A 13,978-nucleotide genomic window follows, 5' to 3' on the forward strand; every position below is an offset into this window, starting at 1 on the left:
GTGCACCCGTGAATCCGTGGCTACAGCTCCGTCACGTCCAGCTCGCCCTCCGCGTACTGCCTGCGGATGACCTTCTTGTCGAACTTGCCGACGCTCGTCTTCGGCACCGCCGGCACGATCGCCCAGCGCTCCGGGAGCTGCCACTTGGCGATGCCGCCCTCGTCGGCGAGGAAGGCCTTCAGCGCCTCGTAGTCCGCCGTGGCACCGTCCTTGAGGACGACGGTCGCCAGCGGGCGCTCGCCCCACTTCTCGTCCGGCACGGCGACGACGGCGGCCTCGGCGACCTCCGGGTGCGCCATGATCGCGTTCTCCAGCTCGACGCTGGAGATCCACTCGCCGCCGGACTTGATGACGTCCTTGGCGCGGTCGGTGAGGGTGAGGAAGCCGTCGGGGCTGATCACGCCGACGTCACCGGTCTTGAGCCAGCCGTCCTCGCTGAACTTGTCGGCCGGTCGGATGCCCTCGGCGTCGATGCCGCCGAAGTACGAGCCCGCGATCCAGGTGCCGCGCACCTCCAGCTCGCCGGCGGACTCGCCGTCCCACGGCAGGTGTTCGCCGGCCGGGCCGACCAGACGGGCCTCGACGCCGGCCGGGAAGCGGCCCTGCGTGACGCGGTACGGCCACTCCTCCTCGGCGGTGAGACCGTGCGGCGGGTGGGCCATCGTGCCCAGCGGTGAGGTCTCGGTCATGCCCCAGGCGTGACAGAGACGGACGCCGAGCCGGTCGTACGCCTCCATGAGCGCGGGCGGGCAGGCCGCGCCGCCGATGGTGACCTGGGACATCGAGGACAGGTCACGGGGGTTGGCGGTGACCTCGGCGAGCAGGCCCTGCCAGATGGTGGGGACGGCGGCCGCGTGGGTCGGCTTCTCGCGCTCGATCATGTCGGCGAGCGGGGCCGGCTGGAGGAACCGGTCCGGCATGAGCATGTTGATGCCGGTCATGAAGGTGGCGTGCGGCAGGCCCCAGGCGTTGACGTGGAACTGCGGGACGACGACCAGGGTCGTGTCCTTGTCGGTGAGGCCCATCGACTCGGCCATGTTCACCTGCATCGAGTGCAGGTAGATCGAACGGTGCGAGTAGACGACGCCCTTGGGGTCGCCGGTGGTGCCGGAGGTGTAGCACATGGCGGCGGCCGAACGCTCGTCCAGCTCGGGCCAGTCGTACGTGGTCGGACGGCCCGCGATCAGCTCCTCGTAGTCGTGCACGCGGGGGGCCGCGCCGTCCAGGACGGAACGGTCCCCGGGGCCCGCGACCACGATGTGCTCGATCGTCGGCAGGTGCGGCAGCAGCGGGGCGAGGAGGGGGAGCAGGGAGCCGTTCACGAGGACGACCCGGTCGGCGGCGTGGTTGACGATCCACACCAGCTGCTCGGGGGGAAGACGGAGGTTGAGGGTGTGCAGGACCGCGCCCATGGAGGGAATGGCGAAGTACGCCTCGACGTGCTCCGAGTTGTTCCACATGAGGGTCGCGACCCGCTGATCGCCGGTGACCCCGAGTTCGTCGCGCAGGGCGTTGGCCAGCTGGTGCGCGCGTGCTCCGGCCTCCGCGAACGTGCGGCGCTGCGGCTCGGGCTCGCCCGTCCAGGTGGTGATGATCGACTTTCCGTGAATCGTCATTCCGTGCTTGAGAATGCGGCTCACGGTCAGCTGTACGTCCTGCATGGTGCTGTACACGGGGCGTCCTCCCGGTGGGCGCTACGTGGCAGAAAGGGTGGGGCGATTCTGCGCACGTACCGCGCGGTATGTCACTACCCGAGAGTACGGAAAATGCCAGTGGTCACTGGCACGAGTGGTGCACTGTGCCGATTTGGGCGCTTTTCTCTTGCTTCCTGCGTGCTTCCTACCGGACGGGGGTCAGTTCCGGGTCCTCGCGGAGCTTGCCGAGCGCCCTCGACACCGCGCTCTTCACGGTGCCGACGGACACTCCCAGGACCTCGGCGGTCTGGGCCTCGCTGAGGTCCTCGTAGTACCTGAGAACCACCATCTGGCGCTGCCGCTCGGGCAGCTTCAGCACCGCGCGCCACATCGCGTCGTGCAGCACCTGCCGCTCGGCCGGGTCCGGCTCCGGGACGCCGGAGGGCTCCGGCAGCTCGTCGCAGGCGAACTCGTCGACCTTGCGCTTGCGCCACTGCGACGTACGGGTGTTCAGCAGCGCGCGGCGGACGTAGCCGTCCAGGGCGCGGTGGTCCTCGATGCGCTCCCAGGCGACGAACGTCTTGGCCAGCGCGGTCTGCAGCAGGTCCTCGGCGTCGCAGGGGTTGGCGGTCAGGGAGCGCGCGGTGCGCAGGAGCACGGGCCCACGCGCCCGTACGTACGACGAGAAGGTCGAGTACGACGCGTACTGCGAGGCACCGGCGCAGACGGGGCCAGAGGGTGGCGGAGTCATGACTCCACGCTATGAGGAGAGGGGTACCCGGCGGATCGGCCCCAGGTCCCGACCCGCAGTCCGCCTCAGGTTGTAGGGGCGGGGACGGCCCGACCTCCTCTGGGTGGAGAGCCCCCGGGGCCGCCTCAGGGTCGGGGGACGGGGGGCGCCGCGTCGGGAAGCCGGGCCGGGCCGGGGATCCCGCCCCCACGAGTGTCCGCGGGGACGACCCGCGCGACGGGCGCGTCCATCGCGTTCCGGTCGAGGTCGAGACGGCGGCCGCCGTACGCCTCGCTGACATTGCCCGCGTACTGGTGGATCCGGGCGTGCGGTGTCCAGGCCTCCGGCTGCAGCACCGGCTCGGTGTACAGCGCGGACCGCCCCAGCCAGCGCGCGAACCACATCACGGCGGGCAGGTCCTGCGTACCCGCCCGCCGCGCGGCCTCGATGTCCTGCACGCCCGTGTCCGCACTGCTGTAGTACCCGGGCACGTAGCCGAGGCGACTCACCTCGCGGTTCCAGGCGCGGACGAAGGAGAGGGTGGTCGCGGCGCAGCCCGCGTCGTCCTGGTCGTACGCCTCGATGTCGAGGTAGAGCGGGCTGCTCACGTCCAGCCCCAGAGCCTGCGCGGCCCGTACCGCCTCACCCCCCTCTCGGGTGCCCTGGCTCACGGGGCTGCTGCCGATGGCGAACGGCCGCTTGGCGACGGAGTTCACACACGGCGCCTGCGACCCCACGAACAGCGGCAGCAGCCGCCAGCCCATGGCATCGACGGAGGCGACCCAGGCGGGGGTCAGCTCCCGCTGGGTGGGGCAGCCGCGCCCCCGTCCGCCGAAGTAGATCCCGACGGCCCCGTACGGCGAACTGCGCCAGGCCCTCATCACCGTGAGGGACGGCGCCTCACAGGTGTCGAAGGCCTGCCCGACGTAGTGCACGAGGGCGGGGGCGGAGGCGACTCCGCCGGGTGCGGAGGCCGGGACGACAGGGGCGGCGGGGTCGACGGGAGCGGTGGCGCGGGCGAGGGGACCGGCGGCGGGGGCGGGACCCGCCGGGGCGCGGTCGGGGGTGCCGGCCGGTGCGGGGGCGCCCGCCAGGGCCGCCCCGGCCAGCATCGTCACGAAGGCCCCGACCATGATCCGCAGCCGCACCCGGCGCCTGGTGCGGGCCCTGGCCCGCGCCCCGGGATGTGGCGCGGACGACGGGTGAGTCGCCGGCGGAGTCGGGGTCGGGACCGGCCCCGGGGTCGGGGTCGCCGGCGGAGTCCGGGGCGGGGTCGGGACCGGCCCCGGGGTCGCTGAGGCCGCCCCTCCGGGAGTGGGCGGGGGAGTGGCGGCGGACGCGCGCGCGGGAGCGGGCTCCGGTCGTGGTGCGTGTGTGCTCATGGCGCGAGTGAAGAACCGCCCGCCCCGCGCGGCCACCGCAGAGGCCGTCGCCTCAGCCGTCCGTGCCCAGGATCAACCCGGACGTGGGAACCCCCGTCCCCGCCGTGACCAAGGTCCGCTCCGCCCCGGGTATCTGGTTCACCGAGGTCCCGCGGAGCTGTCGTACCGCCTCCGCTATGCCGTTCATGCCGTGCAGATAGGCCTCGCCGAGCTGTCCCCCGTGCGTGTTCAGCGGGAGGGCGTCCGCCGCGACGAAGTCGGCCGCCTCCCCGGGACCGCAGAAGCCGAACTCCTCCAACTGCATGAGCACGAACGGCGTGAAGTGGTCGTAGAGGATGCCCACGTCGATCTCGCTCGGTGCGAGGCCGGAGGTCCGCCACAGCTGCCGGGCGACCACACCCATCTCCGGAAGCCCGGTCAGCTCGTCCCGGTAGAAGCTGGTCATCGCCTCCTGCTTCCGGCCGGCGCCCTGCGCCGCCGCCAGGATCACGGCCGGCGGGCGCCGCAGGTCACGGGCGCGCTCGACGGAGGTGACGACGATCGCCTGGCCGCCGTCGGTCTCCTGGCAGCAGTCGAGGAGCCGGAGCGGTTCGACGATCCAGCGCGAGGCGGCGTGGTCGGCGAGGGTGATCGGTTTCCCGTGGAAGTACGCGGCGGGGTTGCGGGCGGCGTGGCGCCGGTCGGTGACGGCGACATGGCCGAAGGCGTCCGGGGTCAACCCGTAGGTGTGCAGATACCGCTGGGCGATCATCGCGACCCAGGAGGCCGGGGTGAGCAGCCCGAAGGGCAGCTGCCAGCCGAGTGCGACGCCCTCGGCGGACGGCTCGCGCTGCTGGACCCCGGAGCCGAAGCGCCGCCCGGAACGCTCGTTGAACGCCCGGTAGCAGACGACGACCTCCGCGACCCCGGTGGCGACGGCGAGCGCGGCCTGCTGCACGGTGGCGCAGGCTGCCCCGCCGCCGTAGTGCACACGGGAGAAGAAGGACAGCTCGCCGATGCCGGCCGCCTGGGCGACGGTGATCTCGGGGTTGGTGTCCATGGTGAAGGTGACCATGCCGTCGACGTCGGCGGGGGCGAGCCCGGCGTCGTCGAGGGCCGCGCGCACCGCCTCGACGGCGAGCGACAGTTCGCTGCGGCCCGAGTCCTTGGAGAAATCGGTGGCCCCGATGCCCACCACGGCCGCGCGGCCGCCGAGGCCGTCCCGGGTACGGAGGCTCATCGCGGCACCTCCACGGTGACCGTGCCCGTGACGTGGTGCCCGAGCCCGTTCGCACCGACGACCCGGACGTGCGCGGTGTCCCCGTCGACCTCGGTGACCGTGCCGGTCAGCACCATGGTGTCGCCGGGACGGTTGGGGGCGCCGAGCCGGATGGCGACCCTGCGGAGGACGGCGCGGGGGCCGAAGTGGTCGGTGATGTACCGGCCGACGAGGCCGTTGGTCGTGAGGATGTTCATGAAGATGTCCGGGGAGCCCTTCTCCCGGGCCAGTTCGGCGTCGTGGTGCACGTCCTGGTAGTCGCGGGAGGCGATGGCACCGGCGACGATCAGGGTGCGGGTGATCGGGATCGTCAGCGGCGGCAGCTCGTCCCCGGGCTCGACGAAGGTCTCCGTGCCGGGCTTCATGACAGGTCTCCTTCAGCGAGCAGGTCTCCGAGTTCGGCGAGGAGTTCGGTACCGCAGCCGAGATGGGCGTCGAGCTGCCTGCCCCACAGGAAGTGCCGGTGCACGGGGTGGTCGAGGTCCGCGCCCAGGCCGCCGTGCAGATGCTGCCCGGCGTGCACGACCCGTTTCCCCGCCTCGGAGGCCCACCAGGCGGCGGTCAGGGCCGCCCCGCGGGCGTCCAGGTCCTCGTCGTGGCGCCAGGCGGCCTCGTAGGCGGTGACCCGGATGGCCTCGGTGTCCATATGGGCGTCGGCGGCCCGCAGTTGCACGGCCTGATGGGTGGAGAGCGGGCGGCCGAACTGCTCCCGTACGGAGGTGTATGCCACGGCCCTGGCGAGCGACCCGGCGCAGACCCCGGCCTGCAGCCCGGCGAAGCCGACCCGGGCGGCGGCGAGCACGTCCGCGTAGGCACCGGCGTCCCCGAGCCGCTCCCCCGCCGCCCCGTCGAGGACGAGCCGGCCCGCGGACCAGGGGGCGGTGAGCTCGACGGGATCGACGCGGGCCGCGTCCTCGGTGCGGACCAGCCAGAGGGCGCGGTCCTCGTCGGGGACGAGGACATGGGTGGCGTCCCTGAGCCACGGCACCCAGTCCACGGCCCCGCTGAGCCGTCCCTCGCGCGAGGTGACCGAGCCGGACGCCGGGAAGGCCCCCGTCACCACCGTCGTACCGTCGCGGAGGCCGGGCAGGAGCCGGGCGCGCTGCTCGTCCGTGCCGTGCCGGGCGACGGCGAGGATCCCGTACACACAGGTCGCGGCGAACGGCACCTGGGCCGTCACGCGTCCCTGCTCCTCCAGGAGCAGGACCAGGCCGAGCAGGCCGGTCTCCTCGACGGAGCCGGGCAGCCCGGCGGCGCAGAGGGCCTTCCAGAGCTCGGCGTCGCTGCCGGTGCCGGCCGCCCTGAGCCGCTCGTGGGTGGCGAGGTCGGTGAAGATCCGGGCGGCCAGCTCGCGGGCCGCCTCCTGCTCCTCGGTGGGGGTGAAGTCCATGTCAGTCCTCCCCTCCCGCGCGGAAGACGGGAAGCTCCAGCTCCTCGTCGACGCGCAGGAACTCCAGCCGCACCGGCATCCCGATCCGCACCTTGTCGTACGGCACCCCCACCACGTTGCTGATCATCCGTACGCCCTCGGCGAGTTCGACGAGACCGACCGCGTACGGCGGGTCGAAGGCCGGGAAGGACGGGTGGTGCATCACCACGTACGAGTAGACCGTCCCGGCGCCGCTCGCCTCGACCGTGTCCCACTCCGGCGAGCCGCAGTCGGCGCACCCCGGCAGCCAGGGGAGACGGAGGGCGGCGCAGCCGCCGCAGCGCTGGATGAGCAGCCGGTGCGCGGCCACGCCCTCCCAGAATCCGGCGTTGTCCCGGTTGACCACGGGCCGGGGCCGCCGGGCGCTCGGCTGCCGTCCCGCCGGCCGGCTTCCCTCCGAGCGGCCCTCCGGCTGCCTCGCCTCGGGCGCGGCGGGGGGCTCCGGCCTCCGCGGGCGCGCGGCGGGCGCGTACTTGAGGATGCGGAAGCGGTGGGTGCCGGCCGGCTGCCCGGCGGCCCGGACATCGGTCCGGGTGGTGACGAAGTGACCCGACCCCAGCTTGGTGGTCTTGAGCTCCGACACGGACTCGATGACGGTGTCGAAGGTGACCGCGTCGCCGGGCCGCAGCGGCCGCAGGTACTCCTGCTCGCAGTCGGTCGCGACCACCGAGGTGTATCCGGCCGCGTCGAGGAGGGCGAACAGTTCCTCGTGGGCGGGGGAGCGGTCCGTGTGCCCCGAGAGACCGCCCATCGTCCAGGCCTGGAGCATCGTGGGCGGCGCGACGGCGTCGGGCCCCCGGTAGGCGGGATGGTCGTCCCCCATGGCCTCGCACCAGTGCCGGATCATGGGCAGGTTGACCGGGTCCTTGCCGACGCCGGCCGTCGCGGCGGCCCGCCCCGCGAACCCCGCGAGCCGTTCGTACAGCCCGTCCCGCGACGGGTCCGGCCCTCCCGACGACGGGTCCGGCCTGTCCGACGACGACTCCGGCCTGTCCGACGACGGGTCCGGTCCGTCCGACGACGGGTCCGGTCCGTCCTGGCTCCGTGTGAGGGTCATCGCCGGCCCCTCGCCTTCATGCCGAGCCGCATCCTCGCGACGATCTCGCGCTGCACCTCGCTCACCCCTCCCCCGAAGGTGTTGATCTGCGCGGCCCGGTTCATGCGCTCCAGCTCACCGCCGTCGAACTCCCCCGGCGATCCCGCTCGCACCGTCCCCGGTCCACCCGCGATCTCCTGACATATTCGATACACCTCCACCGCCGATTCGGTTCCCGTGAACTTCACGCCGCTCGCGTCCCCCGGGGCCAGCCGGCCGGCTCCCACATCTCCCACCAAACGCCAGTTCAGCAGGCGTGTCGCGGCCAGCCGGGCATGCGCTTCGGCGGCTCGGATCCGCACCCACGGCTCGTCGATGCGGCGCCTGCCCCTCACTGGATCGGGGGTACGGGCCCGGTCGAGCACGGCGGCGAAGAAGTCCTCCGCCTGCATGCCGATCGCGGCGAGTGCGACCCGCTCGTGGTTGAGCTGGTTGGTGATGAGCCCCCAGCCCCCGTGCTCGGGCCCGACGAGGTTCCCGGCGGGGACCCGTATCCCGTCGTAGTAGGTGGCCGTGGTCGTCAGGCCGCCCACGGTCGCGATCGGGGTCCAGGAGAAGCCGGGGGCGTCGGTGGGGACGAGGACGATCGAGATGCCCTGGTGCGGGGGCGCGTCGGGAGCGGTGCGGCAGGCGAGCCAGACCCAGTCGGCGTTCTGGGCGTTGGAGGTGAAGATCTTCTGGCCGTCGATCAGCCAGGACCCGCCGTCGCGGACCGCGCGCGTCCGGAGGGAGGCGAGGTCCGTGCCGGCCTCTGGCTCGCTGTACCCGATGGCGAAGACGGTCTCGCCGCGCAGGATCCGGGGCAGGAAGAAGGCCTTCTGGTCCTCGGTTCCGTACGCCATGAGGGTGGGGCCGACGGTGTTGAGCGTGACCATCGAGACGGGGGCGCCCGCCCGGTACGCCTCGTCGAAGAAGACGAACTGCTCGTCGGGACCGCGGCCCTGACCGCCGTACTCCTCGGGCCAGCCGAGACCGAGGAGCCCGTCGGCGCCGATCCGGCGGAGCAGCCGGCGCTGGGCGCCGGTGTCGGTGGCGGGGGGCGGACCTTCGGGCATCAGGTCCCGGAAGTACGCGCGGAGTTCGGCGCGCAGCCGTAGCTGCCGCTCGGTCGGGGCGAGGTGCACGGCGACGGCCTCCCGTGGGACGACTGAGGTTTCTGACTGTCCGTCAGATTCAGGACCTCTGTCAAGGTCGACGACCGACCGCGCACACCCGGGGCACACGCGGGACGGCCCGCACGCCGGTACCGAAGTACCGGCGCACAGGCCGTCATTCACATCGCGGTCACGCCCCCCGCCGGGCCGGCTGCCGTGCTGTGCCGGTCACCACCACGGGTGGAAGTTGACCACCGCGTTGTTCTGGGCGATGTGGGTGAAGGCGGAGCCGTTCACGCTGGCCGTGTTGTTCTGGTTGGAGGCACCGGAACCGGTCGCCACCTGCTGCGTCGTGGTCGAGTTGCCGAAGTTGTCCCCACCCACGCCGCTGCCCACGATCGTGGCGACGCTCGTGTTCGATCCGTCGTCCGCGAACCCACCGTTGTCGGCCTGGGCCACCCCGGTGAAGAGCGCGGCGGCGAGGGGCAGGGCGGCGGCAGCGGCGAGGATGCGGGCGGTACGGATGCTTGCCATGTCTGTTCCTCCGGGAACTGAAATCTGATGCGGTGCACGGAACTGCTCTGAAGTTCTCTGAAGTACGGCCATTTCCAAGGCAGTTGGCCGACCGCCCCGGTCGTTGTGCTCGACGTCGCGAATCCAGAGTTGCCCACCGAATCCCCGGCGAACCACCCCGGAGCGCCTGATTCCCCCGCAAGCGTGAGGACAAGCAGATAAACCCGGCGGCATCGAGCAAAGGCCCAGCTCACCCGGGCGGACGGCATTCAGGACAGCGGCAGCCCGTACGCCCCAAGGGAGGAAGCGTTCCGGCAGATTTCCCGCCAATCTCCCCGCCGCAAGATCGCGACGGCGCGCCCCCGGTAGGCGAATATCGAACGAACGGACAGAAGGAGAACCGCGTTCGACTCGCCCTAAGGAACGTCCCGTTCCCCCACGGCCGCCTCGAAGGCCGCGTAGGCCGGGGCGTCGAAGAGGACGAAGCGGACTTCCTCCACGTCGGTGGGGGTGGCCCTTACCGTCCGCACGGCGATCCTGGCGCCGTCGTCGATCGGCCAGCCGTAGATCCCGGTGGAGATGGCGGGGAACGCGACCGTCCGGTCACCCAACTCGTCCGCAACCCGCAGGGATTCGCGGTAGCAGGAGGCCAGCAGCTCCGAACGGTCCTCGTCGCGCGACCAGACCGGTCCGACCGTGTGGATCACATGCCGGGCCGGCAGCCGCCCCGCCGTGGTCGCCACGGCCCGCCCGGTGGCCAGCCCCTTGCCGTAGTGCGAGCGGCGCAGGTCCTGGCAGGCGGCGAGGATCTCGGGGCCGCCCTTGCGGTGAATGGCGCCGTCGACCCCGCCACCGCCAAGGAGCGAGGAGTTCGCGGCATTCACGATCGCGTCGGCGGCCTCGGCGGTGATGTCCCCCTGCACGAGCACGATGCGCACCACGACACCACTCCTTCGTCCGGTCCCCACCTCTCCGGCGCCCCATGAAACCCGAAGGGCCACCCCCGCCGCATCCCGGAAAGGGCGCCCCGGACACGGATCCGGGGCGCCCTGACGGTCGCTTCGCGCCTCGCGCTACTGCTGGGGCGGGGGCTGGGGCGGAGAGTCGGGCCGCTGACCCGTGCCTCCCAGTTGCTCCTTGAGCTTCTCCTGGGCGGTGTCGACGTGACCGCTGTACTTGCTCTGCGTCTTCCCGTCGACGTAGTCGCCGGCCTTGTCGACGCCCTTGGAGGCCTGATCCTCGTGGCCCTTCAGCATTCCCTTGAGCTTGTCGAACACAGACATCCTGGCCCTCCTAGCCACTGTTCCAGCCCCTCCAGCATCACGGCACCACCCGCGTACCGCATCCGCAGAGGGGGACTGCCGTGGGCCGGGGGCCTTCCGGAGTAGCCCCCACACACGACGAAGGGGCGCCCCGGAATCCGGAGCACCCCTTCCGACCAGCGCGTTCGCCGATCCACTGCGGTGGGTGTGGGATTTGAACCCACGGTGACATCGCTGCCACGACGGTTTTCAAGACCGTTCCCTTAGGCCGCTCGGGCAACCCACCCCGCGCCGGCGGTGTGTCCGTGTGCGGCGCGGGGGACAGCCTAGCCGGTCAGCTGTCGCCGGTGCGTTCGCCGAGGGTGACCGTGGCCGTGGAGGTCTTGCCGTCGCGCTCGTAGGTGATCTTGACCTGGTCGCCAGGCTTGTGGGTCCAGATCTCACTGATCAGGGTGGGGCCGCTGTCGATCTGGTGGTCGCCGAAGCCCGTGATCACGTCACCGGCCTTCAGGCCCGCCTTCGCCGCCGGACCGTCGGGGGTCACCGAGGGGGTGCCGCCCGAGCCCTGGGAGGCGATCGTCGCGCCCTCGCCCTGCTCCTGCATGTTCACCGTCGCGCCGATCACCGGGTACACCGGCTTGCCCGTCCTGATCAGCTGCTGGGCGACGTTCTTCGCCTGGTTCACCGGGATCGCGAAGCCCAGGCCGATCGAGCCCGCCTGGGACTGGCCGAAGCCGCTGCCGGCGGACTGGATGGCCGAGTTGATGCCGATGACCGCGCCGCTCGCGTCGAGCAGCGGACCGCCCGAGTTGCCCGGGTTGATCGAGGCGTCCGTCTGCAGCGCGCTCATGTACGAGTTGCTGCCGCCGGAACCGTCGCCCGACGCGACCGGGCGGTTCTTGGCGCTGATGATGCCCGTCGTCACCGTGTTCGACAGACCGAAGGGCGCGCCGATCGCGATCGTCGAGTCGCCGACCGCCACCTTGTCGGAGTCGCCGAGCGCCAGCGGCTTCAGCCCCTTCGGCGCGTTCGTGAGCTTCAGTACGGCCACGTCGTAGCCCTCGGCCCGGCCGACGACCTGCGCGTCGTACGACTTGCCGTCCGGGAACGTCACGGAGAGCGTGCCGCCGTCCGCCGCCGACGCCACCACGTGGTTGTTGGTGACGATGTGGCCCTCCTGGTCGTACACGAAGCCCGTGCCCGTGCCGCCCTCGCCCTGCGAACCACCCGACTTCGCCTGGATGGTGACCACGCTCGGCAGCGCCTTCGCGGCGACCGCCGCGACCGTCCCGGGCTCGCGCTTGAACGACGCCGGGGCCTCGCCCGAGGAGACCGTCGTGGAGCTGACGGTCTCGTCGCCGCGCTCGGCCGCCCAGTAGCCGATGCCACCGCCGATGCCGCCGGCGACGAGCGCCGCGACCAGGACCGCCGCCACCAGGCCGCCGGTGCGCCGGCGCGGCGACGCGGGGGGCGCGGGCGGGAGAGGGGCGCCCCAGGCGGGCACGGTCGGCGGGGGCGGCGGCCAGCCGGCCCCGGCGGCTGCCGGAGTGGGCGTGGCCGCGGGGGGAGCGGTCGGGAGGGGCGTGGTCGCGGTCGGTTCCGGTGCGGAGGCGGGGGCCGGGGTCCGGGGCGGCGTCTGGGGCGGGGTCGCTTCCGGGACCGGGGTCTGCGGGGCGTCCGTCGGCTCGGGGGCCGGCGTCGACGCCGAGGGAGTGGTCGGAGGCGTCGCGGGGGTGGACGGAGTGGACGGGGCAGCCGGGTGGTCCGCCGGTACCGCCGTGCCCTCGTTCTCGGTGCTCACAGCTCGCTCTCCTCGTTGACTGCGCGGGGTCGGGTGGTGGTACCTACGGGTCACCTACGGGACCCAGGGTGTTGCACCAGCTTTTCCCACAGGACGTCAGGCCGCCGTAAGGCGGAGCTGTGCATTCACCCCCCTACCTTTATATACGGACAGAACGGACACCTTCCGGTGTGCCCGCTCCGCCCCGCCAATGGCACCATGACGCCGTGACTCACGCACGGCAGCACCCGAACAGCGCCCCCCTCCAGGTCGTCGCCCACCGTGGAGCCTCCGAGGACGCGCCGGAACACACTCTGGCCGCCTATGTGAAGGCCATCGAGGACGGCGCCGACGCCCTGGAGTGCGACGTCAGGCTCACCGCCGACGGCCATCTCGTCTGCGTCCACGACCGCCGCGTCGACCGCACCTCGAACGGCCGCGGCGCCGTCTCCGCCCTGGAACTCGCCGATCTCGCCGCCCTCGACTTCGGCACCTGGAAGGGCCGCGACGAATCCGGCGAGAGCCCCGACTGGGGCGACCCCGGGTACACCTCCGTCCTCACCCTGGAGCGGCTCCTGGAGCTGGTCTCCGACGCCGGGCGCCGGGTCGAGCTGGCCATCGAGACCAAGCACCCCACCCGCTGGGCGGGCCAGGTCGAGGAGCGGCTGCTCCAGCTCCTCAAGCGTTTCGGCCTGGACGCGCCCGCGTCCCCCGCCGAATCCCCCGTACGCGTCATGAGCTTCTCGGCCCGCTCCCTGCACCGGATCGCCGCCGCGTCGCCGACGCTCCCCACCGTCTCCCTCGCCCAGTTCGTCTCGCCGCGGCTGCGCGACGGACGGCTCCCCGCGGGCGCGCGCATCGCCGGCCCGTCGATCCGGATCGTCCGCCACCACCCGGCCGTGATCCTGCGGCTGCAGAAGGCCGGGCACCAGGTCCACGTCTGGACCGTGGACGAGGCCGAGGACGTCGAGCTCTGCGAGCGCCTCGGCGTGGACGCGATCATCACCAACCGCCCCAAGCAGGTGCTCTCCCAGCTGCGCCGCGACTGAGGGTTTCAGTGACTCCAGCCCCCTCTTTCCCTTGCGCCACAAGGCTTCACAAGGATTTCAGGGAGTGCACCGGCGCGTTCCGCGCGTACGCGATCGTCACGAGTGCCTCATCGCACACGGACTGGCCGGTTTCCGGTCCAGGCCATTGGGGCATCCACACGGTGGCGTGGGGCAAAGGAGGTCTCGGGGGTGGCGTTGGTGGTGGCACAGGAGGTGCCCACGTCGTCGAGCATGGCCGTACCCCATGGCCCTGCGGGCGTGGGTGAGGCGAGACACCGGATGCGGGACGAGCTGTACCGCAGCGGGGTGTCCGAATCGGTCGTCGACGACGCGGTGCTGATCCTTTCCGAGTTGCTCAGCAACGCCTGCCGGTACGGCAGGCCGCTGGGGCACGCGGATCGGGGCGACGGAGATGTACGGGCGGCCTGGCGGGTGGATCCGGCGGGCGGCCTCAGAGTCGAGGTGACGGACGGAGGCGGTCCGACCCGGCCCGTTCCGGCGACGCCGTCGGTCACCGCACGGGGCGGCCGCGGGCTGAACATCATCAGCGCGCTGGCCCAGGACTGGGGTGTGAGGGACAGCGCGACGGGCGAGGTCACGGTCTGGGTGGTGGTGACCGAGGGACACCGCCGCGAGGACTTCGCGTCCCGCGTCGGCGGCGGCTCCCGCTTCGACATCCTGGACGCGTACGACGACCTGGATTGACGTCGTACGAGGATCCCGCCGGCGCGTCGCGAGCACCGGACCCGCA

14 protein-coding genes and 1 tRNA gene are annotated in these 13,978 nt (G+C 72.3%); 2 read left to right on the forward strand and 13 right to left on the reverse strand.

The features are described from left to right. Positions 1–20: 20 nt before the first annotated feature. The 13 genes from ACIP8Z_RS21190 to ACIP8Z_RS21250 all read right to left on the reverse strand — a co-directional run bounded on the left by ACIP8Z_RS21190 (position 21) and on the right by ACIP8Z_RS21250 (position 12,199). Positions 21–1,673, reverse strand: coding sequence for a long-chain fatty acid--CoA ligase (locus ACIP8Z_RS21190; RefSeq protein WP_402085562.1), 1,653 nt, complete (start codon positions 1,671–1,673; stop codon positions 21–23). Positions 1,674–1,839: 166 nt separating this feature from the next. Next, positions 1,840–2,385: a SigE family RNA polymerase sigma factor gene (locus ACIP8Z_RS21195; protein ID WP_073908966.1), complete on the reverse strand. Its 546-nt coding sequence runs from the start codon at positions 2,383–2,385 to the stop codon at positions 1,840–1,842. A gap of 125 nt (positions 2,386–2,510) precedes the next feature. Beyond that, positions 2,511–3,512, reverse strand: coding sequence for a DUF1906 domain-containing protein (locus ACIP8Z_RS21200; RefSeq protein ID WP_402085564.1), 1,002 nt, complete (start codon positions 3,510–3,512; stop codon positions 2,511–2,513). Positions 3,513–3,798: 286 nt separating this feature from the next. Further along, complete coding sequence (locus ACIP8Z_RS21205) at positions 3,799–4,965, reverse strand: lipid-transfer protein (protein WP_402085566.1); 1,167 nt, start codon at positions 4,963–4,965, stop codon at positions 3,799–3,801. After that, positions 4,962–5,369, reverse strand: coding sequence for a MaoC family dehydratase (locus ACIP8Z_RS21210; protein WP_402085568.1), 408 nt, complete (start codon positions 5,367–5,369; stop codon positions 4,962–4,964). Before ACIP8Z_RS21210 ends, ACIP8Z_RS21205 begins: the two co-directional genes overlap by 4 nt. Beyond that, positions 5,366–6,394, reverse strand: a complete 1,029-nt coding sequence (locus tag ACIP8Z_RS21215) for an acyl-CoA dehydrogenase family protein (protein ID WP_402085570.1) — start codon at positions 6,392–6,394, stop codon at positions 5,366–5,368. The genes ACIP8Z_RS21210 and ACIP8Z_RS21215 overlap by 4 nt, the downstream gene beginning before the upstream one ends. A 1-nt stretch (position 6,395) precedes the next feature. Continuing rightward, a complete protein-coding gene (locus ACIP8Z_RS21220; protein WP_402085573.1) occupies positions 6,396–7,490 on the reverse strand; it encodes a bifunctional MaoC family dehydratase N-terminal/OB-fold nucleic acid binding domain-containing protein in 1,095 nt (364 codons plus the stop codon). Further along, complete coding sequence (locus tag ACIP8Z_RS21225; protein WP_402085576.1) at positions 7,487–8,653, reverse strand: acyl-CoA dehydrogenase family protein; 1,167 nt, start codon at positions 8,651–8,653, stop codon at positions 7,487–7,489. Before ACIP8Z_RS21225 ends, ACIP8Z_RS21220 begins: the two co-directional genes overlap by 4 nt. Before the next feature lie 198 nt (positions 8,654–8,851). Next, on the reverse strand, positions 8,852–9,157 hold the full coding sequence (locus ACIP8Z_RS21230; RefSeq protein WP_209495930.1) for a hypothetical protein: 306 nt from the start codon (positions 9,155–9,157) through the stop codon (positions 8,852–8,854). 395 nt (positions 9,158–9,552) lie between these two features. After that, on the reverse strand, positions 9,553–10,077 hold the full coding sequence (locus tag ACIP8Z_RS21235; RefSeq protein WP_402085580.1) for an O-acetyl-ADP-ribose deacetylase: 525 nt from the start codon (positions 10,075–10,077) through the stop codon (positions 9,553–9,555). A 132-nt stretch (positions 10,078–10,209) separates the two neighbouring features. Continuing rightward, positions 10,210–10,419 (reverse strand): antitoxin, encoded by a 210-nt coding sequence (locus tag ACIP8Z_RS21240; protein ID WP_402085582.1) that lies wholly within the window; start codon positions 10,417–10,419, stop codon positions 10,210–10,212. 178 nt (positions 10,420–10,597) lie between these two features. After that, positions 10,598–10,684: transfer RNA gene (locus tag ACIP8Z_RS21245), tRNA-Ser, on the reverse strand. Positions 10,685–10,732: 48 nt separating this feature from the next. Further along, on the reverse strand, positions 10,733–12,199 hold the full coding sequence (locus ACIP8Z_RS21250; RefSeq protein WP_402085585.1) for a S1C family serine protease: 1,467 nt from the start codon (positions 12,197–12,199) through the stop codon (positions 10,733–10,735). Between the two features lie 206 nt (positions 12,200–12,405). Between ACIP8Z_RS21250 and ACIP8Z_RS21255 the strand changes: the two genes are divergently transcribed. Both ACIP8Z_RS21255 and ACIP8Z_RS21260 read left to right on the forward strand, forming a co-directional pair. Beyond that, positions 12,406–13,227, forward strand: coding sequence for a glycerophosphodiester phosphodiesterase (locus ACIP8Z_RS21255; protein WP_402085588.1), 822 nt, complete (start codon positions 12,406–12,408; stop codon positions 13,225–13,227). Positions 13,228–13,329: 102 nt separating this feature from the next. Further along, the gene (locus tag ACIP8Z_RS21260; protein WP_319315129.1) at positions 13,330–13,932 is read left to right on the forward strand and encodes an ATP-binding protein; all 603 of its coding nucleotides are present in this window, start codon (positions 13,330–13,332) and stop codon (positions 13,930–13,932) included. The last annotated feature ends 46 nt before the right edge of the window (positions 13,933–13,978 follow it).

This window comes from Streptomyces sp. NPDC088553 (assembly GCF_044752965.1).
GTDB lineage: Bacteria > Actinomycetota > Actinomycetes > Streptomycetales > Streptomycetaceae > Streptomyces.